This window comes from Halalkalicoccus sp. CG83, from assembly GCF_037081715.1.
Taxonomy (GTDB): Archaea; Halobacteriota; Halobacteria; order Halobacteriales; family Halalkalicoccaceae; genus Halalkalicoccus; species Halalkalicoccus ordinarius.
The window spans coordinates 1837865-1857302 of the sequence record NZ_JAZDDH010000001.1 but is presented as its reverse complement, the minus strand read 5'-3'; the positions used below and the strand labels follow the sequence as shown (position 1 = coordinate 1857302).

General features: G+C 66.6%; 22 protein-coding genes. 14 read left to right on the top strand and 8 right to left on the bottom strand.

Features of this window, described 5'->3' with window-relative positions; translation table 11 throughout:
- Window positions 1–74: 74 nt before the first annotated feature.
- From hisC to tpiA, 5 genes are read left to right on the top strand one after another with little or no spacing between them, the layout of a single operon-like run.
- On the top strand, window positions 75–1157 hold the full coding sequence (gene hisC, locus V0Z78_RS09710) for a histidinol-phosphate transaminase (protein WP_336344428.1): 1083 nt from the start codon (window positions 75–77) through the stop codon (window positions 1155–1157).
- The gene (locus V0Z78_RS09705; RefSeq protein WP_336344427.1) at window positions 1154–1654 is read left to right on the top strand and encodes an adenylate kinase family protein; all 501 of its coding nucleotides are present in this window, start codon (window positions 1154–1156) and stop codon (window positions 1652–1654) included. Before hisC ends, V0Z78_RS09705 begins: the two co-directional genes overlap by 4 nt.
- Entirely contained in the window at window positions 1651–2259 is a 609-nt protein-coding gene (locus V0Z78_RS09700; protein ID WP_336344426.1) for a CDP-alcohol phosphatidyltransferase family protein, read from the top strand. Before V0Z78_RS09705 ends, V0Z78_RS09700 begins: the two co-directional genes overlap by 4 nt.
- Window positions 2260–2301: 42 nt before the next feature.
- Window positions 2302–2838: a multiprotein bridging factor aMBF1 gene (locus V0Z78_RS09695; RefSeq protein ID WP_336344425.1), complete on the top strand. Its 537-nt coding sequence runs from the start codon at window positions 2302–2304 to the stop codon at window positions 2836–2838.
- A 48-nt stretch (window positions 2839–2886) separates the two neighbouring features.
- Window positions 2887–3531, top strand: coding sequence for a triose-phosphate isomerase (gene tpiA / locus V0Z78_RS09690; protein WP_336344424.1), 645 nt, complete (start codon window positions 2887–2889; stop codon window positions 3529–3531).
- A gap of 86 nt (window positions 3532–3617) precedes the next feature.
- Here tpiA and V0Z78_RS09685 read toward each other — a convergent pair whose 3' ends face one another.
- The 5 genes from V0Z78_RS09685 to V0Z78_RS09665 all read right to left on the bottom strand — a co-directional run bounded on the left by V0Z78_RS09685 (window position 3618) and on the right by V0Z78_RS09665 (window position 7770).
- A complete protein-coding gene (locus tag V0Z78_RS09685) occupies window positions 3618–3848 on the bottom strand; it encodes a SelT/SelW/SelH family protein (RefSeq protein ID WP_336344423.1) in 231 nt (76 codons plus the stop codon).
- 354 nt (window positions 3849–4202) lie between these two features.
- Entirely contained in the window at window positions 4203–5450 is a 1248-nt protein-coding gene (dinB, locus tag V0Z78_RS09680) for a DNA polymerase IV (protein ID WP_336344422.1), read from the bottom strand.
- 88 nt (window positions 5451–5538) lie between these two features.
- Window positions 5539–6363: an aldo/keto reductase gene (locus V0Z78_RS09675; protein ID WP_336344421.1), complete on the bottom strand. Its 825-nt coding sequence runs from the start codon at window positions 6361–6363 to the stop codon at window positions 5539–5541.
- Between the two features lie 181 nt (window positions 6364–6544).
- Window positions 6545–6838: a hypothetical protein gene (locus V0Z78_RS09670; protein WP_336344420.1), complete on the bottom strand. Its 294-nt coding sequence runs from the start codon at window positions 6836–6838 to the stop codon at window positions 6545–6547.
- A gap of 44 nt (window positions 6839–6882) precedes the next feature.
- On the bottom strand, window positions 6883–7770 hold the full coding sequence (locus V0Z78_RS09665; RefSeq protein ID WP_336344419.1) for a DUF7504 family protein: 888 nt from the start codon (window positions 7768–7770) through the stop codon (window positions 6883–6885).
- Between the two features lie 238 nt (window positions 7771–8008).
- Between V0Z78_RS09665 and V0Z78_RS09660 the strand changes: the two genes are divergently transcribed.
- The 3 genes from V0Z78_RS09660 to V0Z78_RS09650 are packed head-to-tail and all read left to right on the top strand — an operon-like array spanning window position 8009 to window position 11142.
- Window positions 8009–9214 carry a mechanosensitive ion channel family protein gene (locus tag V0Z78_RS09660; RefSeq protein ID WP_336344418.1) on the top strand — a complete coding sequence of 402 codons (1206 nt, stop codon included), beginning with the start codon at window positions 8009–8011 and terminating at the stop codon, window positions 9212–9214.
- A 51-nt stretch (window positions 9215–9265) separates the two neighbouring features.
- Entirely contained in the window at window positions 9266–10600 is a 1335-nt protein-coding gene (locus tag V0Z78_RS09655; protein WP_336344417.1) for an NRAMP family divalent metal transporter, read from the top strand.
- Window positions 10597–11142: a hypothetical protein gene (locus V0Z78_RS09650; RefSeq protein ID WP_336344416.1), complete on the top strand. Its 546-nt coding sequence runs from the start codon at window positions 10597–10599 to the stop codon at window positions 11140–11142. The genes V0Z78_RS09655 and V0Z78_RS09650 overlap by 4 nt, the downstream gene beginning before the upstream one ends.
- A gap of 211 nt (window positions 11143–11353) precedes the next feature.
- Here V0Z78_RS09650 and V0Z78_RS09645 read toward each other — a convergent pair whose 3' ends face one another.
- A complete protein-coding gene (locus V0Z78_RS09645; RefSeq protein ID WP_336344415.1) occupies window positions 11354–11698 on the bottom strand; it encodes a hypothetical protein in 345 nt (114 codons plus the stop codon).
- A gap of 360 nt (window positions 11699–12058) precedes the next feature.
- Complete coding sequence (gene grxC, locus V0Z78_RS09640; protein ID WP_336344414.1) at window positions 12059–13384, bottom strand: glutaredoxin 3; 1326 nt, start codon at window positions 13382–13384, stop codon at window positions 12059–12061.
- A 213-nt stretch (window positions 13385–13597) separates the two neighbouring features.
- Here grxC and V0Z78_RS09635 point away from each other — a divergent pair, with 213 nt between their 5' ends.
- A complete protein-coding gene (locus tag V0Z78_RS09635) occupies window positions 13598–15142 on the top strand; it encodes a glycosyltransferase family 2 protein (protein ID WP_336344413.1) in 1545 nt (514 codons plus the stop codon).
- A 41-nt stretch (window positions 15143–15183) separates the two neighbouring features.
- Here the strand turns inward: V0Z78_RS09635 and V0Z78_RS09630 are convergent, their stop codons facing one another.
- Window positions 15184–15933, bottom strand: a complete 750-nt coding sequence (locus V0Z78_RS09630) for a hypothetical protein (RefSeq protein ID WP_336344412.1) — start codon at window positions 15931–15933, stop codon at window positions 15184–15186.
- Between the two features lie 169 nt (window positions 15934–16102).
- On the opposite strand from V0Z78_RS09630, the gene V0Z78_RS09625 reads away from it, so the two are divergent.
- The 5 genes from V0Z78_RS09625 (at window position 16103) to V0Z78_RS09605 (ending at window position 19270) form a co-directional block, all read left to right on the top strand.
- Window positions 16103–16387, top strand: a complete 285-nt coding sequence (locus V0Z78_RS09625; RefSeq protein ID WP_336344411.1) for a DUF357 domain-containing protein — start codon at window positions 16103–16105, stop codon at window positions 16385–16387.
- Between the two features lie 46 nt (window positions 16388–16433).
- Window positions 16434–16709 carry an ArsR/SmtB family transcription factor gene (locus V0Z78_RS09620; protein WP_336344410.1) on the top strand — a complete coding sequence of 92 codons (276 nt, stop codon included), beginning with the start codon at window positions 16434–16436 and terminating at the stop codon, window positions 16707–16709.
- 176 nt (window positions 16710–16885) lie between these two features.
- Window positions 16886–17173 (top strand): hypothetical protein, encoded by a 288-nt coding sequence (locus V0Z78_RS09615; protein WP_409338733.1) that lies wholly within the window; start codon window positions 16886–16888, stop codon window positions 17171–17173.
- 222 nt (window positions 17174–17395) lie between these two features.
- The gene (locus V0Z78_RS09610; RefSeq protein ID WP_336344408.1) at window positions 17396–18247 is read left to right on the top strand and encodes a DUF4397 domain-containing protein; all 852 of its coding nucleotides are present in this window, start codon (window positions 17396–17398) and stop codon (window positions 18245–18247) included.
- Between the two features lie 333 nt (window positions 18248–18580).
- The gene (locus tag V0Z78_RS09605; RefSeq protein ID WP_336344407.1) at window positions 18581–19270 is read left to right on the top strand and encodes a ferritin-like domain-containing protein; all 690 of its coding nucleotides are present in this window, start codon (window positions 18581–18583) and stop codon (window positions 19268–19270) included.
- Window positions 19271–19438: the final 168 nt, after the last annotated feature.

Below are 19438 nucleotides of genomic sequence, written 5' to 3'. Positions count from 1 at the left end.
CCGACGCCGGTAGCGATCCCTCGATCGAGACGCGTGTGATCACGCTTAATACATCCCGTCCACTCCACGCGACCATGCAGCCACGCGATCTCTCCTCGCACGCCGCCTACGAGGCCGGGCGGGGGATCGAGGAGGTCGCCCGTGAGCTGGGGCTCGACCCAGACTCGCTCGTGAAGCTCGCCTCCAACGAGAACCCGCTGGGGCCGAGTCCCGCGGCCGTCGAGGCGATCCGCGAGCACGCCGGGCGCGTCAACACGTATCCGAAGGCCTCGCACGCGGATCTCATCGCCGCGCTCGCCGAGCGGTGGAAGGTCACCCCGGAGCAGGTCTGGCTCGCGAACGGCGGCGACGGCGCGCTCGACTACCTCTCGCGGGCGACCCTCGAGCCGGGCGACCGGGTGCTGGTGCCCGAGCCCGGATTCGCCTACTACGGGATGAGCGCACGCTACCACCACGGCGAGGTGAGCACCTATCGGATCTCGAAGGACGAGTCGTTCGCCCAGACCGCCGAGGGCGTTCTCGAGCACTACGACGGCGAGCGGCTGGTCTACCTCACCAGCCCGCACAACCCGACGGGGTCGACGATCGAGCTCGGCGACGTTGAGGCGCTCGCCGATCGAACGGCCGAGGAGACGCTCGTCGTCGTCGACGAGGCCTACGGCGAGTTCGCGGACCGTCCGAGCGCAGTGGAGTTGGTCGAGGGCCGCGACGACGTCGCCGTCCTCCGAACCTTCTCGAAGGCCTACGGGCTCGCGGGGCTTCGACTGGGCTACGCGCTCGTTCCCGAGGCGTGGGCCGACGCCTACGCCCGGGTGAACACCCCGTTCGCCGCGAGCGAGATCGCCTGTCGGGCGGGGCTGGCCGCGCTCGACGACGACGACCACGTCCGCGAGTCGGTCGAGACCGCCCGGGAGGCCCGCGAGTACGTCTACGAACGACTCGACGCGCCGACCTGGGAGAGTGAGGGGAACTTCGTGCTCGCGGAGGTCGGCGACGCGACGGCGGTCGCCGACGAACTCCAGCGACGCGGGGTGATCGTCCGCGACTGTACGAGCTTCGGCCTCCCCGACTGCATCCGTATCACCTGTGGCACCGACGAGGAGACCCGCCGGGCGGTCGCCGAGTGCAACGAGATCCTGCGGGAGGCCGCCGGATGAGGGTCGCCGTCACCGGTACTCCGGGAACCGGAAAGACCGCCGCGACGGCACGTCTCGAGGGCGACTTCGAGATCACGCATCTCAACGAGGCCATCGAGCGCGAGGGGCTCTATACCGAGCGCGACGAGGAACGCGACAGCCTCGTCGTCGATCTCGACGCGATCGAGGCGTGGCTCGGCGACCGCGAGGGGATCGTCGAGTCACACCTCGCCCACCGATTCCCCGCGGATCGCGTGGTCGTCCTCCGCTGTCATCCGAACGAACTCGAACGGCGGCTGCGAGAGCGCGGCGAGAGCGAGGCGAAGGCGAGCGAGAACGCCGAGAGCGAGGCGCTCGACCTGATCCTCTCGGAGGCCGTCTCCGAACACGGCCGCGAGCGGGTCTACGAGATCGACACGACCGACCGGACGCCCGAGGGCGTCGCCCGCGAGATCGAGCGGGCCATCGCGGGCGAGCGCGATCCCAGCGCCGGGGAGGTGGACTTTCTCGACCGATGACGCTCGATCAGTTCCGCCCGCTCGCGAACCGAATGCTCGCGCCGTTCGTCGATGTGGCCGACCGAATCGGCCTGACTCCCAACGCGATCAGCGTGATCGCGTTCGCCATCGCCGTCTGTGCGGCCGGCGCGTTCTACCTCGCGGGCGAGACGGCGCTGTGGTACCTCGGCGGGGCGCTGCTCGTGCTCGCGAGCGGCTGGCTCGACCTGCTCGATGGCGCGCTCGCGCGCAGACAGCAGATCGCCTCGACGGGGGGCGACCTGCTCGATCACGTCCTCGACCGGTACGCTGACATCATCATCATCGGCGGACTGGCCGCCGGCATCGACGCGTACGCGCTCGGCTTCGTCGCCGTCACGGGCGTGCTGATGACGTCGTATCTGGGGACGCAGGCCCAGGCGGTGGGGCTCGATCGGGTCTACGGCGGGCTGCTCGGTCGGGCGGATCGCCTGGTCCTGGTGGGCGTCGTCGCCGCGATCACCGCGATGATCCCGCTCCCGATCGTCGGGCTGACGCTCGTGGGGTGGCTGCTCGTGTTCTTCGCCGTCGTGGGTCACTTCACCGCCCTCCAGCGGTTCTACGGGGCGATGGGCGCCCTTGGGTGAGCCTGTCGCACCATTTAAGCACCGTCGTCCGCAACGGGGGATATGGTTCAGTGTGAGATGTGTGGCACGGAGACCTCCACACCGAAGACCGTCAAGATCGAGGGCGCTGAACTCGACGTCTGCGACTCCTGTTCCGAGTTCGGCACCGAGGTCAGGACCCAGGAGTCCTCGGGGGGCTCGACGAAGTACTCGACGAGTTCCTCGTCGGGCTCGGGTTCCTCCGACGGGTCGTCCTCGGCCTCGTCCGGATCCGGCGGCGGCGGGCGACACCGGCGCAAGGACATGTTCGACGAGATGGAGGAGATCGCGCAGGACTACGACCAGCGCATCCGCAACGCCCGCGAGTCGGCCGGACAGAGCCAGGAGGAGCTCGCGAACGACCTCAACGAGAAGGCGAGCCTCATCCGCAAGCTCGAGCGCGGTGACACGCTGCCGAGCGACGCCGTCCAGAAGAAGCTCGAGCGAAAGCTCGGGATCACCCTCTCGGAGGGCGTCGACGCCGAGGACGCCGAGTGGGAGGGAGGCTCCTCGACGGGCAGCTACACGCTCGGCGACGTCGTCACCCGCAAGGACTCCTGAGCGGAACGATCGAGAAGGTATTTCTATCCGGGAGCCGCGTTCCGAGGTATGTTCGTTCTCGTAAACTGCAAGGCGTACCCGTGTGACCCGGTCGAGATCGCCGAGGCTGCGGGCGACGTGGCGGACGACTCCGGAGTACGGATCGCCGTCGCCCCCCAGACCGCCCGGCTGTCAGCGGTCGCCGAGACGGGCGTGGAGACGTGGGCTCAGCACGTCGACGGCGTCGAACACGGCAGCCACACCGGCAGCGCGCTCGCCGAGTCGCTCGCGGCGGCCGGCGCGGCCGGCACCATGATCAACCACTCGGAGAAGCGTCTGAAGCTCGCGGACATCGACAGCGGACTCGAGGCGGCGGAGCGCGTCGGTCTCGAGACGGTCGTCTGCGCGAACAATCCCGACCAGGTGGGCGCGGTCGCCGCGCTCGGTCCCGACGCGGTCGCGGTCGAGCCGCCCGAACTCATCGGCACCGGCACGCCAGTGAGCCAGGCCGACCCCGACGTCGTCAGCGACGCGGTTGCGGCCGCCGAGGCGGTCGACGAGGGCGTCGAGGTGCTCTGTGGCGCCGGAATCAGCACCGGCGAGGACCTGACCGCCGCCGCGGACCTCGGCGCCGAGGGCGTGCTGCTCGCGAGCGGCGTCGCGAAGGCCGACGACCCGCGGGCGGCGCTCGAGGACCTGGTCGAGCCGCTGTAGACCACGGTTTCCGTTCGGTGACGGTAGTGACGGCCGATACGAACGCGGACGGCCATCGTCGCTACGTGAGCGGGCCGGGGGCTCTCCTAGACGTGTGCCCGGACGGCCCGGGTGATCCCGTCGACGTCGTACTCCTCCTCGGACTTCTCGAAGACCACCTCGCCGTCGACGCGCACCTCGAAGATGCCGTGGTCGCCGGTGACGAGGGTGAGCTCGTCGATCCGCTCGCCGAACTGTGAGAGCAGCGCGTGCTGGACGGCCTCGGCGCGGTCGAGGAATCCACACGGGTGGCAGTACTCGATCTCGACTGTGGTCATGAGCGACGGTACGACCGCTCCCCCGATAAACCTCACGTGCACTCGAGACCTCCTCGGTCGAACGGGGTCGTGTCCGGTTCGGCCCTGCCCCTAGTCGTCTCAAGCGGTTGCGATCGCCTGCAGAACGGTTAATCACCATGACGGCGTGGCATACCACGCTGTACGGGAGCGCGGCCCAACCCCCATCGACCGTACGGCGCCCGGACGCGTGGATCGCACCGCTCCCGATCCGGTCTAGCCCGCGTCCCGTCCGAGAGTTCTCACCGCTCGGACGGCCGCTCTCCTCTCGTTTCCGGAAGCGAACGACGGCGTATCGCCGCGTTCTTCAGCCGTACGAGGACCGAGGGACACGTCTCACTCGAAGTCGGTGAGCGACGCCTGATCGCGAAGCCGGTCTCCGGACTCGACGTCCGTGATCGCGTTCGAGCGACTTTCCCGGTCGTCCGTCCCGCTCCACCCATCGAGGCTCGACTGCTGGACGCTCGCGAACTCGAGGTTCGAGACGCGCACGCCCACCTTTCGAACGCGCTCGCCGTCGAACTCCGCGAGCAGGTCGAGCGCCACCTCCTCGACCAGGTCGGGCTCCTCGATCGGGCCCGGAAGCGATCGCTCGCGGGTGTGTACCTCGAAGGGAGGCGTGACGACCTTGATTCCGATGGTCCGGTAGAGCGCGTCCTTCCTGTGGGCGCGCCCGGCGACCGCCTCCGCGAGCGTCCGCACCCGCGTCTCGATCTCGTCGAAGGCGTCGGTCGGATCGGCGAACGCCGACTCCCGCGAGAGGCTCTTGGGACGTCCCTTCGGGGTCACCGGTCTCTCGTCCTCCCCGCGAGCCCGTCGGTAGAGCTCGTCGCCGCGTTCGCCGAACGCCTCGACCAACGCTCGGCGGTCCCCGTTCGCGAGATCCGCCGCGACCTCGATCCCTCGGCTCCGGAGCTCGCGGGCGGTGACGGGGCCGACGCCGTGGAGCTCCTCGACGGGGACGGGCGCGAGAAAGTCCCGGACCGCGTCGGGGCGCACGACCACCAGCCCGTCGGGCTTCTCGGCGTCGCTCGCGATCTTGGCCGTGCTCATGTTCGGCGCGACGCCGATGCTCGCGGTCACGCCCACCTCGCGTTCGATGCGTTCCTTCAGCGCCCAGGCGAACGCCTCGACACCCTCCCAATCCGTTCGCTCGGTCACGTCGAGATACGCCTCGTCGATGCTCACCTCCCGAACCGTCTCGGCGTGTTCGTGGAGGATCGCGCGTACCTCCTCGCTCACCGACTCGTAGAACGACATGTCCACGGGTCGGTAGAACCCCGCGGCCTCGACGTCGAGGGCGGGATCGGTCGCGGCCTCGCGCTTTCGCGGCAGGCGTTCGAGGGCCTTCGAGATCGGCTGTGCGCTCTCGACGCCGTGAGCGCGCGCCTCGTAGCTCGCGGTCGCGACCGCGCCGACGCCCTCCCCGGGCTCGTAGCCCATCCCCACGACGAGGGGCTCGTCCTCGAGCGCGGGTTCGCGCAGGCGTTCGCAGGCGGCGTAGAAGCAGTCCATGTCCGCGTGGGCGACGATCCGGTCGCTCGCCTCCTCGGCGATCCCCGGTAACCGCGCTCCGCCCGTCATGAACGGTGGTGGGAGTGCCGTCGTGTTAACCCTCGCGGACCCGGTGCCGATCGTCCCCGAACCGGCCCGAACGCCGGGCGAATCACGATCACACTCGGCGACCGAAACGGCCGCGCATCCAGCCCAGACCGGTCCGCAGCGCCGACGGGTCGGCGACCTCCGCCATCTCCTCGTCGGTGAGCGAGAAGTCGAAAACGGCGATGTTCGCCGCGAGGTGCTCTCGACTGGAGGCCTTCGGGATCGCCGCGACCGGTTCCTGCTGGACGAGCCAGCGCAGCGCGACCTGCGCGGCCGTCTTTCCGTAGCGCTCGCCGATCGCCGCGAGACGCTCGTCGTCGACCAGCCCGCCGTGGACGAGCGGGCTGTACGCCGTGAGCACGATCCCCTCCTGCCGGCAGTACTCGAGCAGATCGCTCCGGTCGCGGTAGGGGTGGTACTGCACCTGATCGGCGAGGATCGGTACACGTGAGAGCTCACGAGCCTCCTCGAGGCGCGAGCGCGAGAAGTTGCTCACGCCGACGTGTCGAACCAGCCCTTCGTCGACGAGATCCGCCATCGCGCCCAGGGTCTCCTCGGTCGGAACGTGAAGGCTCGGCCAGTGCATCAACAGCAGGTCGACGTATTCCAGGCCGAGCCGGTCGAGGCTCTCTCGAGTCGATTCGACGGCGTCATCGTAGCGGTAGTTGCTCGGCCAGAGCTTCGTCGTCACGAAACACTCCTCGCGCGGGACGTCGGCGGTGGCGATCGCGCGGCCGACCTCGCGTTCGTTGCCGTAGTCCTGGGCGGTGTCGACGTGTCGATACCCCAATTCGAGCGCCCGGCCGACCGTCCGAACGCACTGGTCGTCGGTCAGGTTCCAGGTGCCGAGCCCGAGCGCGGGGATCTCCACGTCCTGCACGCGGACGTACTCCATACGCGGAGTAGGGGAGCTACGGTACTAGTCCCTGCCGACCGTGGGAGGACGAAGGCGAACGGGGTTCGCTGCTCCTCCGCGGGGAGAGCGTTCGGCGCGGCTACGAACTGACGAACGAGGTCTCGAAGCGGCGGTCGGAGACGCATACGCCATAAAGGGCGTGTATGCCGGAACGACGGTCCTACGCGGGCGGGCGGCGACGTCGCCAGCCGCTCGCCGCGACGCTGATCAACACGAGCGCGAGGAGTGCGACCCCGATCCAGCGTCCCGTCTCGGTGGTGAGGAGTTCGACCGCCGGACCGAGGAGGTCGACGCCGAACGCCTGGCCCAGCGCGAACAACAACAGGGCGAGTCCGAGAACCGCGAGCCCGATCCGGAGGATCGTCCGGGTCAGCAGGGCACCCGCGCTCCGTTCGGCGGCCGGTTCGCTCTCCCGTCTGTCGTCGGTCGTGTCGGACGTGGTGCGCTCCGACATGGTCGTGACTACACGGTTCGGTGACAATACTATGGGGAGGCTAATTAGAACGGTGGCTCCTCGCCGGGGAGATCGTGTTCGACCGCGGGGACGAGATACGGCTCGATCTCCGCGAACGCGCCTTGCGGCACGACGCGCTCGGAATCGAGAGACACGAGACCGACGTCCTCCAGTTTCGGCAGGTGGGCGTGCCGGAGCGACTTCTCGACGCGCTCGGAATCGAGAACACCTTCACGGCGGGCGACCGCCGCGGCTAGCGTCTCGACGCGTTCTCCTCCCCGATTCTCGAACAGGTGGTACAACGCATAGCGTCGCCGCCTCGCTCCGATCGCGTCGTAGGCGGCGTCCGGCGTCAGCGAACCGGTGGCGGGTGGATCCCACTCGACGACGTCGTTGAACACCGGCCGGAGAGTCCTCACCGTCCGTTCACTGACCGCCCTCGGATCGAGATAGAACCGACTGCCCGTCTCGGTGTCCGCCAGTCGACGGCCTAGGACGTGGAGAAATCGAAACGTCGTCTCGACATCGACGTGATCGAGCATGGCGGTCAGCGAGTGGAAGCCGAACACCGTCGGCGCGTCGTCGGTCGCCCAGTCCTGGAGATAGAGGCTGATCGTGATCCCCAGATCGGACGCGTCCGCCGGATCGCGAACGGCCGATAGGACGTCGGATCCCTCGGACGAGACCGAGTCGCCGGCGTCATCCCGGTCGGCGACGCCGACGCCGATGACGCCGAGGCGCGTCGGTATCTCGTCGATCCGGTCGCGCCAGGCGTCCCGGATCGCACCGGGACTCTCCCCGTAGACCACCAGCAGGACGTTCGACGACCCGAGGTCCTCCAGTCGTCGAGTGCCCTCCCAGAGGCCGTCGAGCGTCGTGCTCGCCGGGGAGAGTACGAGCGTGCTCGATCGGTCGACCGTCAGTTGGGACATCGGAGGGGAGCGAGGAGGGGCGGCCCCTCTACGTGACTCAGGTTAGTGTATGAAATGATAAACGTTCTGGTCGTTCCGATCGGTCGGCCCGTGACCTACGGGTAGGGGCCGTTCGCACCTCCGGATTGAACGGCCTCTAGAACGCCGGTCGAGGGGGACGTCGCGTTGACTGGATCGATCTACGAGACCTCGCTAGCGAGACGTCGTGACTGAAGAGACACATGTTTTTTATCCGCGCATGACGAACGGGAGCCAGATGAACACCGGACCGGTACCGGACGGGACGGTGGTCCCCCTCCAATCCCCGCTGCGACCCGACCCGATCCCCGACCTCCAGCAGGCGTACCTCTCATCGGTCGAAGTTCAGCTGTTCGTGACGGTGCTGCTGGTGGGGCTAGTCGTGCTGGGGCTGAAGTTCGGTCGGCGTCTCGAGGCGGTGCTGTCGGATCGGTACGGAAGGCAGATCGCCGAGGGGGGCCGTATCGCGTGGCTGCTCGTCGTCATCGTCGCCGCGGTCTACCTGTTCAGCGTGATCTGGCACGTCACGTTCATGCTCCTGGTAGTCCTCGAGACGCTGGCGTTCGACCGATGGACGGCGATCCAGCAGCTCGTCACGGTCTCGGTGGTCCTGATCGCCTACCTGTTAATGCGGTTCGTCAACCGGTCGATCGACAAGCTCGCGGAGGGATCCTCGATCACGGAACACCAGAGCGAGGTGGCCTACCACGTCGCGGACGTCGGAATCGCGGCCGTAGCCGCCACGGTCATCCTCACCATTTGGGGGGTCAACCTCACGAACATCTTCATCGGGGCGGGCGCGATCACCGCGATCATCGGTCTCGCGGCGCGAGAGACGTTCGCGGCCACGATCGCGGGGTTCGTCCTGCTGTTCTCGCGGCCGTTCCGCGTCGGCGACTGGATCGCCGTCGATGCGGGCGGCGACGAGGACCGAAGCGGCATCGTCACCGACGTGACCATCTTCAACACCAAGATCCAGACCTTCAGCGACGAGTACGTCCTGATCCCGAACGACGAGATCACGAGCAGCCAGCTCAAGAACCTCTCGCGAAACGACCAGCTCCGGGTCGACGTCGAGGTCGGGGTCGACTACACGGCCGACACCGAACACGCGCGCGACGTCATGGTCGAGGCCGTGGACGACCTCGAGTCGATACGGAGTTCCCCGAACCCGCAGGCAGTCGCGAAACGCTTCGACGACTCCTCGATCGTGCTCGAGCTCCGAGTCTGGATCGGCGATCCGACCATGCGCCGGAAGTGGAAGGCACGGACCGACGTGATCGAGGCGATCAAGGCGGCCTTCGACCGCGAGGGGATCACGATCCCCTACCCCCAGCGAGTGCATGCTCCGCGCGATAGCGAGGAGGGCTTTCGAATCGGCGGACCCCTCTCCGAGACTGCGGAGCTACCCGAGATCGACGACTGAACACTCGAGTAATACCACGCGATTATATACGCCGGGCGTGTAGTCCGGTCGATGAGCGTAGAATCGACGGACGAGGAACGGGTCGAGTCGTACGCGTCGCGGCTGGGGCCGACCTGGATCGCGGGAGCGATCGCCGCGGGGCCGGCGACGATGGCCAGCCTGCTCGCCGCCGGAGCAGGCTACGGCTATACGCTCCTCTGGGTCGTGGTGGGATCGGCGGTGCTCGGCACGGTCGGGCAGTATCTCGCCGCTCGGCTGGGGCTTCTCACCGAGGAGGGGATCGTGACCACCGTCGAACGCCACCTGGGTGAGGGCTGGGCCTGGGTGCTGGTGATCGACGTCGTGCTCGCCGCGGGTCTCGCCCAGCTGGTGATCATGAAGACGGTCGCGGACGTGAGCGCCGTCCTGACCGGGGTCGACGCTCGACTCTGGGGGGTCGTCTGGGCGGTGGTGCTCGCGGTCGGTCTCGCGAGCGGCGGCTATCGGATCGCGGAGCTCGGCGCGAAGCTGCTCGTCTCGCTGGTCGTGCTCGCGTTCGTCGCGACCGCGCTCGTCGTCCCCATCGACGCCGGTGCGGCCGCGAGCGGGCTCCTCCCCCGAATCCCCGCCGGGCTCGACGGCGCGCTCGTCGCCGCGGGCGTCCTCGGCGGCGCAGTCCACGTCACCCTGCTGACGATGCAGGGCTACACGATGCGTGCGCGAGGGTGGACCCGAGCGGACGCGGGGCTGGCCCGGTTCGACGTCGGAAGCTCGATGCTCGTCGCCTTCGGGGGCTACAGCCTCGCGATCTTCCTCGTCGCTGCGAGCGTACTCGAGGGGCCATCGATCACCGCGGTCGAGGCGGGACGCGCGCTCGAACCGACGGTCGGCACGTACGCGACGTGGCTGTTCCTGTTCGGACTGCTCGGCGCCGCGGTCTCGACGCTCGGGGGCAACACGGTCGTCCCGCCGTATCTCCTCGCCGACAAGCTCGACTGGGGGCGATCGATCGACGACCCGCGCTACCGCGTGCTGCTCGCCGGCGTCGCGCTCGCCTCCGCCGCCGGTGCCTTTCTCGGAGGGTCGTTCCTCTCGCTGCTCGTGTTGGTGCTCGCCTTCGGCCTCGTCGGGACGCCGTTCGCGATCGTTCTGATCCTCTATCTACTCAACGATCCGGCGATCGTCGACGAGACCGCCCCGCTTGCGGCGAACCTCGGGGGTCTCGTGCTGCTCGGCGTGGCGCTGGTCACCGCCAGCACGTTCGTCCGCGAACAGGCCGCCGTCGTCACCGATCCCCTCTCGGCGTTCGTCGTCGCCTTCGCCGCCGGGATCGGGTTGGCGACCGTCCTGCTCGCCGTGAAGTTCGTCCGCGCGGCCACGCGGATCGGCACGCCGACGGAGACGTGAGCGATCTCCCTCTCCGGGGGCGGGTGCTCCTGACCGGCCCCTCGAACGTCGGGAAGACCCGGCTGACCGCCCGGACGCTCGAGCGCTGGATCGGCGCCCACGACGCCGAAGGGGTCGTGATCCTCGACTTCGCCCCCGAGATCGAGCGCGACGGCGTCCTGCTAGGTGGACGTCTCTCGCGGTTCGTCGACATCCCCGAGACAGCGTGGATCGGCGCTCTCGACGCCCACGCACCCCGGGCGGAGGGCGAGACGCCCACGGAGGCGAGACGACTCGCCCGCGAGAACGCCGAGCGGGCGAGGGTGCTGATCGAGGAGGCGCCGGAGGCGGAGGCGGTCTTCGTCAACGACGCGACGATCCCCTTTCAGCACGAGGGGAGCGACGTGGAGGCGCTGCTCGCCGCCTGTGCGGACGCCGAACTCGTCGTCATGAACGCCTTCTCGGGCCAGGAACTGGGAACGAACGATCCGATCTCGCGCCGGGAGCGGAAGGCGAGGGAACGTCTAATCGAGTGGGCGGGGACCCACGAAACGCTACGGTAGTCCGTCTCGGGCTTCGAGCCCCGAAGACCAGCGGATCAGGGCCCTACGATACCGGTGTCCGACGCCGTTTCCGCCCGGATTCGAGTTCAGTGGAACGCCCTCTGTGAGGCCTCGATATCGTCACCGGCTCTACGGGTTCGGTAGCTCGTTGAAGTAGTCGATGGTCGGTAGAGGTGGGTTGATCGGCACGGAGACGGTATGCGGATAGCGCTCAGCCGACCTCTTCGAAGCCGTCGCTTCCGAACTGCCCCTCTCCAAACGTCATCCAGTTGATCGAGACGAACAGAACCAGCAAGAGCCCAGCCAGTACTGCAAACGCCATCGACCATCGTCGTTGGTCCGTCGGTCGGAGGGTGAAACGGTCGGCAGCCCATCTCGTCACGACCAGTCCCGAGCAGAACAGGGAGAGTCCGATAGCTACGATGTGAGCCCCACCCAACCTCGATTCAGCGAGGAGCAGCATCCCCGCTCCGACGACCATCGCCCCGACCAGCATCGTCAATACAGGCAGCATCCGAAACGAGTTTTCAGCCTCCGAAGCGGTGGTCTCAGTCACGTCGGTGTGTCTCGGTCGTCGGATGAAAAAAAGGTGGTGCAGATCTCGACTGATCGGTCCACTTGTCGTCTCGATCACCGAAGCGTTCCTCCGATCGGACGCGTTCCACAGGACGGAAACCGAGGTCTGTATCGAAACTCCCGATTCCTGTCCCGCGGCCGGATGCCCACAGGACACGTACGAGAGCCCGCTCGGCGGGATGAAGTGGTTCGAGACAGCCCGAGCCATCGAGAAGCGAAGAATCGAATCAGGGGGACATCGATGTACGCCTTCTCTCCGACACGATATCCGGAACGGATCGGCGATCGAGGAGTTCGATGGGGTTACTCCTGAGAACGGAGAAACGAGGGGAGGTCCCGATCAGTCGTCCGATTCCGCCATCGCGGGCTCGCCCGCGGTGCTCCGTTCCTCGCGCTCGAGGTTCTCGAGGTACTCGTCGGCATCGATCGCCGCCTTACAGCCCATGCCGCCGGCGGTGATCGCCTGCTGGTAGTGGTAGTCGACGACGTCGCCCGCTCCGAAGATCCCCGGAACGTCGGTCCGGGTCTGGCCGCCGCCGGTCCCGCCGCGGGTCTCCAGATAGCCCTCCTCGTCCATCTCCACGCCCGTGTCTTCGAGGTACTCCGTATTCGGGGTGTGGCCGATCGCGATGAAGAACGCGCCGACGTCGAGCTCGCGCTCCTCGGTTTCGGGGTCGTCGAGCCTCTCGGTGGGGTGGCCCTCGGGATGGGAGACCAGAGTGACGTTCTCGACGCCGAGGTCGGGGGTACCGTGGATCTCCGTCACCTCGGTGTTCCGGAGGATCTCGACGTTGCCCTCCTCGACCTCCTCCTCGATCCGGTCGATCCAGTAGTCCTCCGCCCGGAACTCCTCGCGGCGGTGGACCAGATACACCTTGGAGGCGAACTTCGTGAGGAAGGTCGCCTCCTCCATGGCGGCGTCGCCCCCGCCGACGACGACCATCTCCTCGTCGCGGAAGAACGCGCCGTCACAGGTCGCACAGGTCGAGACGCCGTAGCCCATCATCTCGTCCTCGCCGGGGACGCCGAGCGTTCGGGCGCTCGCCCCGCTGGCGACGATGAACGCGTCGGTCGTGTAGACGTCGCCGTTCTTCATGCGCACGCGATAGGGTCGCGAGGAGTCGTCGACCTCCTCGATGACGCCGTTGATCACGTCGGCGCCGAACTGCGTCGCCTGCTCCTTCATGTTGTTGATCAGGTCGGGCCCGCTGATCCCCTCGGGGAAGCCGGGGTAGTTCGCCACGTCGGTGGTCAAGGTGAGCTGGCCGCCCGGTTCGGTTCCCTCGACGACCAACGGTTCGTTGTTCGATCGCGCGGCGTAGATCGCCGCGGTCAGCCCGGAGATGCCGCTGCCGGCGATCATCAGCCGGCGGTGGCTCTCCTCGCCCTTGTTCTCCTCGGCCTCGATCCCCAGCAGGTCGTCGAGTTCGCCGGTCTCGTTCAGCGCGCTCGTCTCGTCCCAACCGCCGATCAGTTCGTCGTCGACGAACACCTCCGGGGCGGTCTGTCGGCCCTCGGCACGGTCGACCATCTCCTCGAACAACGCCTCGTCCTCCGAGACGTTGTACTCCTCGTACTCGACGCCCTTCGCGTCGAAGAGGTCCTTCGCCTTCTCGCAGTACGGACAGTCGTTCTTGGTGTAGATCTCCACCCGGGACTCAGTCATGTACGGTCGTTACGGGCGCGTGGTATTTACCTTGCGTCCTCCTCGTCATGATTGCCTCCTTCTCTCACGACTTCGTTTCCAGACTCTAGCCCGTCATCTACCGTCACTCGTCCCAGCGGGACCGTCTAGTCGATACAGAACGCTCCCGACAGCAGCGATAAGCACCTACATAAATAAACCTCAGATACGGGATGTGTCTGGTAGCGATCCCTCGTGACTCGTCTTCAGAGTAGACTCCTACAGGGGGGCGTCCATCTCGGAACGGTCGGCGTCGTCTGGGCCGTGCTGGCGGTCGTTCAGTGGCTCCTCATCGGTCCGCGGACGTTTCTGGATTACACGTATCTCATGCTTTCTACGGTCGCGTTTCTTCCCTTCTCGCTCCTGCTAACGAACTTCGTCTATCACTTCGCATACGCCGGCGAGACGCTCGATCGAAAGCGCCTCCTGGACGCCGGACCCAACGTCGCGGTTCTGTACACCACCTACAACGACGTCCTTCCGGGCTGTCTCGAGGAAACTGAACGGGCCGTCGAATACCCGGTCGACTACTGGATTCTCTCCGACAGCGACGATAGAACCGCCATAGACACGGAACGGAAGTTCGGCCGCTGGCGGCGATACACTCGCGAGAACGGCCGGGGAGGGAAGTGCGGTATCATCAACGATTGGCTCGCCGAACACGGCGACGAGTACGAGTACTTCATCACCCTGGACGCGGATACGATGCTCGCGCCGGGCAACGTAACCCGATTGGTTGAGCACGCCGAGCATCCGGAGAACGCGGACGTCGGTATCTTCCAGACGCTCAAGGAGGTCCATCCCGACCTCGCGACGACTCCCTTCGCCAGGATCATCGGCCGCGGCGTGAAGTGGTCGACCCGTATCTCGCCGCTGGTCACGAAGCTCGTCTACGGACAGAACACCTACTGGGGATCGGCGGGGCTGATCCGAAAGCGGGCGGTCCTCGACGTGGGAGGATACGACGAACACCTACTCTGCGAGGATTTCGTACTCACCACGAAGCTCGACAAGGCGGGATGGCAGACGATCGTCGTGGATCAGCGATCCTACGAGGGCTTTCCGCTCGACCTCCACGCACTCCGCGTTCGAACGGTACGCTGGGTACGAGCCAACCGACAGATGCTCCCGTTGCTGTTCTCGAGCGACGTCTCGATCGGTACCCGAATGAACTGCCTTACGCCGATCATGTTCTATACGGTCACGCCGATCCTGTTAGGACTGGTCGTTCTCGCTACGATCCTCCCCGCGTTCGGCGACGCCGCGGTCCCGAGCGCGGCGTTCGCGGCCCTCGTCTTCGCCTTCATCTTCTTCCATCGAGGCGTCGTCGCACGGCGGGAGCTACGGGCGTTTCTTGCGACCGCGACGCTCGAGACGCTGGTCGTACTCGGGATGAGTCTGCGGGTGACGGGCGCGCTACTGCTCGGCCGTTCCGTTTGGATCCCGTCGCGGAAGGTGTCCAGAGAGTTCGATTGGAGCGAGAGCCTCCAGCACACCTACCCTGAAGTGGGGTTCGGGCTGCTTCTGGCCGGCGCACTCATCGTGCGTCGTCACAACCCGGGCTTGATCCTCCTGATCGGGCTGTGGGCAGGATCGTTCCTCTCTGCGCCGTTCATCCTGCGCTACTCGTCGCTAGCGTCGGATACCCCCGTTCCAATGAAACTACCGCACGATCCCGAACGGGGAACGAAGATGGAGGCGGAGACACAACCCGTCGATACCCGTAACCGAACGTCGTGATCCTAAGGAGACGGGAGGGACGAACGGACGTGACTCGAAGCTCACGTTCCGGGGGGGATCAGTATCCGGTCGCCGGTCGGCCCCCAGAACTCCCGGAGCCCGGCGTCGACGCCGGCGTCGAAATCGGCGTCGATGGCCGTCCATCCCTCGGCTTCGTACAGCGAGACGAACTGGGTTGCGGCTTCGGCGAAATCGGTTCCGATGTGATCGCGGATGCTCCCCACGTCTTTGTGTGTCTGTGCGGCGACGCCGACCACTTCCTCCTCGACTCGTACCGGCCAGAGGTAGACGTGATAACAGAGTCCCTCGGTCAGCGGCCCGATCGGCTTGCGGTAGTTGGCAACCGGCGCGACGAGTCGGTCTCGAGCCGGATCCCATACGTCAGGCGGCTTGGCGTCGCTGTCCGGCCAGTAGGAGCCGGCCGCCGCGACGATCCGTGCCCAACCGGTTCGAATCCCGAGCAGTTCCTCGATCGATTCGATTCCGTACTCGGAGCCGGTCAGATCGAACCGCACGTTCACTGGCATCGTGACGTCATACCAGCCGGTCCTGTCGTTGTACGTCACCAGCGGATAGATCGTCTCGAGATCCCGGTCGGTGACGGCATCGGGCGCGATTCGTCGTTCTATAGCGCGATCGAGATCGGCGGGCCCGTCGTCCGGATCGGACTCGATATCGGATCCGGTTTCGGACGGACGGTTCCCCACGTACCGACCGGTGATCGTCCCCGCTGCGACCGCCGTTCCGGTAGCTGCGATCACGGCACGGCGCGTGTGTCTCTGCCGTGACATTCGGAACGGTTGGGCCTCTCCGTAGATAGCTGCATCGTCAGCTCGTTCGAGCGATCCAAGGTGAGGCGTCCGTCCCGATCGGCCGTACCGAACGTTGCGTCGTCTTTCGGGCGTCCACGCCGTACGGTCGAGCGAAGTCCTTACCGGCGAACGGACCGTTCCCATCCGTATGACCGCCGATCTCGAGGAGAAGACCGACCGGTACGAACGACTGCTCGCCGACGCCCTCGACGCGGCCGAACCCGCCGCCCCCAAGGAAACGCCGCTCGAGGAGGGCGCAACGGAGTGCCTCGAGATGGCTCGCTCCTACCTCGAGGACGGCCGTCATTTCCGGGAAACGGGCGATCTCGTCAACGCCCTCGCGTCGTTCTCCTACGGTCACGGCTGGCTCGACGCCGGCGCGCGCCTCGGGGTCCTCTCGGTACCTCGCGACGGTCACCTCTTCACAGTATGAGCCGGTGTCGATGGTCTTACGTACCGAGGCGCAAACATGACGCCTAATGGAGGCCGTCCTCTGGTACGTTCTCACCGGGACCCGCGGTGGGCCAAACCGGGTTCGTCTCCTGCAGGCGATCGACGAACGGCCGAGGAACGCGAACAAGCTCGCGGAGGAACTCGACGTCGACTACACCACGGTTCGACACCACCTGGACGTCCTTCTCGAGAACGGCATCGTGGAGAAGAGCGGCGACGAGTACGGAGCGATCTACCTCCCGACCGACCAGGTCCAGCACCACTGGAAGGTCGTCGAGACGATCATGGAACGGGTGGAGTGAGTATGGACAGATTTGGGAAAGTGTATATCCGGACGTGGACGAAAGGGGTGACATAGATGGAATACTGGACGGGAACCGTACAGCACTCCTCGTTCTCGGAGGGGCTCTTTGGAGTCGTAGCCGGCGGTGCCGTCCACCTCGTTCCCCTCCAGACCGAGGTCGGTCTCTGGCCGACCGTGGCTCGGATCTCCGCCGCGGTCAACGTGCTGTTGCTGCTCGGGCTCGGTTACGTCTGGGCGCGCAACTACTTCCAGTTCCGATCGAAACACACCCTCGGACTGTTCGTCTTCTCGCTGCTGTTGCTCGCCGAGAACGCCTGCGCGCTCTACTACTACCTCCTCGACCCGACGCTGTCGGCCTGGTTCGCCGCCGAGGTCCCCGGCATCGCCTGGCGTGCGATGATGCTGCTGCACGTCCTCGAGACCGTCGCCCTGGCGTTCCTCGCCTGGGTCACCTGGGACTGACGTCCTCGACGGATCCCGTGTTCCATTCGTCCGTTCTCGCCGTGTTCCGTCGATCGTCGACGCCGATCCGTTCCGACCCGATCGACCCCCGTCCGTCGTGTTGCCGGTGCGTACCCACGGCGTACATCCCGGCGAGATTCCGGAGAGAGTTCGGAAAACCCTCTTGCGTCCGTTCGTCGTCGATGAGTCCGTGTACGCGATGGCGCGGCACGCTCGCCGATCATGACGATTAAATACGACGAATTCGAGGCGGGAAGTGAATCGACGATCGGGAAACGAGCGGTCGGATCGGCCTCCAGACGACGGTTTCTGGTCGGTTCCGCGCTCGCGGGACTCGGTGCGCTCGGCCTCCCGTCTTCGGCCGCGGCCACGGACGAGGATGGTGGGACCGAGGATGCCGTTCCCGACGGGGACCGGTCGGACCGATCACCCGAACCCGAAGCAGGCGCCCGGATCGTTCACCTCTCACCGGACGCGCCGGTCGTCGACGTCTACGTCGACGACGAGCTCTGGTTCGAGGACGTCGAGCCGTTCGCAACCCAGACCGAGTATCTCGAGTACGCGCCGGGCACCTACACCGTCCGGTTCACACCGGCCGGCAGGGGCCCCGACGAGGCGGTCCTCGAGAACGACGTCACGTTCGAGGAGGGGCGATACACCGTCGCGGCCATCGGTGAGGTCTGTACGGTGAGCGACGAACCGCTTCGGATCACTACTCTGGAGGACGATGCGAGCCCAACGCGTCGGGATCACGCGCGTGTTCGAGGCGTGAACGCCGCGCCGGACGCGCCGAACGTCGACTTCACCGTCGACGGCGGGGAACGAACGCTTCTGGACGGACTCCCGTTCGGCGAGGCCGGTTCGGCCGAGGTGCCCGCTGATCGGGAGGTCATCGAGACGCGCGAAGACGACGGGGCGTTCGCCGAACGGTTCGCGATCGACCTCGAGGCGGGCCACGTCTACACCGTCTTCACGGTGGGCTACGTCGACGAGACGAACGCGCCCGAGGCTGCGGTCGACAACGCGTCGTTCGCCCTCGCGATCACCGAGGACGCAGCGCCCGGCGAGGAGTAGACCTTTCGCGGGATCTGCCGACCCAGCGGGGAGCAGTCGAGCACGGGATCTCCCCGTCCAGTTCACACGATGACCGCTCCCATCGATCGCCGAGCACGATCCTATTCCGTCGGTACCCGCATCGATGCCCCGGCCGGTTCTCGCCCTCTCGGCGGAACGGTGGATAGTCCTTTCAGGCTCTACAGACGCAGTCGACCGAGAGACGCCATCCGGGTTCGTTTCCGGTCGAATTATGGACGGAACCCGGAAAAACCTCTTTTAGTTGATATGCGACCGTCCATACGCGCTAACCGCGCAGCAATCATGGACGACAGAACCAAGACGAACGACGGTATGGCGGAACGAAGCGGCACCTCACGACGACGGTTCATGGCGGCCTCGGCGCTGGTCGGGGCGGGTGCGTTCGGACTGGGCGGACCGGTCGGATCGGTCGCGGCCGACGAGCACGGTGACGATGGAATGGAGGACGGGAACGGCGCTGACGGCGAGTTCGAGGACGACGTCGACATCCTCAACTACGCCCGCACCCTCGAGTTCCTCGAGGCCGAGTTCTACCAGCGTGGCCTGGACAACCTGGGCTGCTCCGGCCTGCTCGAGTCGGAGCTACTGGCCGAGTTCGGTACCGGCGACGCGATCCGTGCGCGCGTCTTCGAGGACCTCGAGGTCATCCGTGATCACGAGTTCACCCACGTCGAAGTGCTCGGCGATGTGATCACGGACCTTGGCGGCGAGCCGATCGACCAGCCGGAGTTCGACTTCGGGACGGCGGTCGAGGACCCCGACGAGTTCCTCGCCACCGCGGCGGTGCTCGAGGACACGGGCGTCGGCGCGTACGCCGGTGCGGCCCCCTCGATCCAGAACGCCGAACTGGTCCCCCCGGCGCTCAGTATCCACAGCGTCGAGGCGCGCCACGCGTCGTTCCTGCGCGTGCTCGGCGGCGAGATCGGGTTCCCCGACGCCTTCGATGAGGCGCTCGACCGGGCGACGGTCGAGGAGGCGGCGGGCCAGTTCATCGTCGACTAACCGTTCGACGCCATCGGCCCTCCACGACGGTTCTCTATGCCGATTTCCCCGAACGATCACTTCAGGTGCATGCGGAAGTTTTAAGTAGCTTTCGGTGTTACGTATTGTTAGGAAGCAACGGGTCCTCCGGTCATTTTCTCTCGCCGGAGCGCACTCCCGCGTTCACCA

Excerpts from the sequence above, each read along its gene's own strand:
- hisC (WP_336344428.1), top strand. The coding sequence starts at position 75 with ATGCAGCCACGCGATCTCTCCTCGCACGCCGCCTACGAGGCCGGGCGG.
- V0Z78_RS09705 (WP_336344427.1), top strand. The coding sequence starts at position 1,154 with ATGAGGGTCGCCGTCACCGGTACTCCGGGAACCGGAAAGACCGCCGCG.
- V0Z78_RS09700 (WP_336344426.1), top strand. The coding sequence starts at position 1,651 with ATGACGCTCGATCAGTTCCGCCCGCTCGCGAACCGAATGCTCGCGCCG.
- V0Z78_RS09695 (WP_336344425.1), top strand. The coding sequence starts at position 2,302 with ATGGTTCAGTGTGAGATGTGTGGCACGGAGACCTCCACACCGAAGACC.
- tpiA (WP_336344424.1), top strand. The coding sequence starts at position 2,887 with ATGTTCGTTCTCGTAAACTGCAAGGCGTACCCGTGTGACCCGGTCGAG.
- V0Z78_RS09685 (WP_336344423.1), bottom strand. The coding sequence starts at position 3,848 with ATGACCACAGTCGAGATCGAGTACTGCCACCCGTGTGGATTCCTCGAC.
- dinB (WP_336344422.1), bottom strand. The coding sequence starts at position 5,450 with ATGACGGGCGGAGCGCGGTTACCGGGGATCGCCGAGGAGGCGAGCGAC.
- V0Z78_RS09675 (WP_336344421.1), bottom strand. The coding sequence starts at position 6,363 with ATGGAGTACGTCCGCGTGCAGGACGTGGAGATCCCCGCGCTCGGGCTC.
- V0Z78_RS09670 (WP_336344420.1), bottom strand. The coding sequence starts at position 6,838 with ATGTCGGAGCGCACCACGTCCGACACGACCGACGACAGACGGGAGAGC.
- V0Z78_RS09665 (WP_336344419.1), bottom strand. The coding sequence starts at position 7,770 with ATGTCCCAACTGACGGTCGACCGATCGAGCACGCTCGTACTCTCCCCG.
- V0Z78_RS09660 (WP_336344418.1), top strand. The coding sequence starts at position 8,009 with ATGACGAACGGGAGCCAGATGAACACCGGACCGGTACCGGACGGGACG.
- V0Z78_RS09655 (WP_336344417.1), top strand. The coding sequence starts at position 9,266 with ATGAGCGTAGAATCGACGGACGAGGAACGGGTCGAGTCGTACGCGTCG.
- grxC (WP_336344414.1), bottom strand. The coding sequence starts at position 13,384 with ATGACTGAGTCCCGGGTGGAGATCTACACCAAGAACGACTGTCCGTAC.
- V0Z78_RS09630 (WP_336344412.1), bottom strand. The coding sequence starts at position 15,933 with ATGTCACGGCAGAGACACACGCGCCGTGCCGTGATCGCAGCTACCGGA.
- V0Z78_RS09625 (WP_336344411.1), top strand. The coding sequence starts at position 16,103 with ATGACCGCCGATCTCGAGGAGAAGACCGACCGGTACGAACGACTGCTC.
- V0Z78_RS09620 (WP_336344410.1), top strand. The coding sequence starts at position 16,434 with ATGGAGGCCGTCCTCTGGTACGTTCTCACCGGGACCCGCGGTGGGCCA.
- V0Z78_RS09610 (WP_336344408.1), top strand. The coding sequence starts at position 17,396 with ATGACGATTAAATACGACGAATTCGAGGCGGGAAGTGAATCGACGATC.
- V0Z78_RS09605 (WP_336344407.1), top strand. The coding sequence starts at position 18,581 with ATGGCGGAACGAAGCGGCACCTCACGACGACGGTTCATGGCGGCCTCG.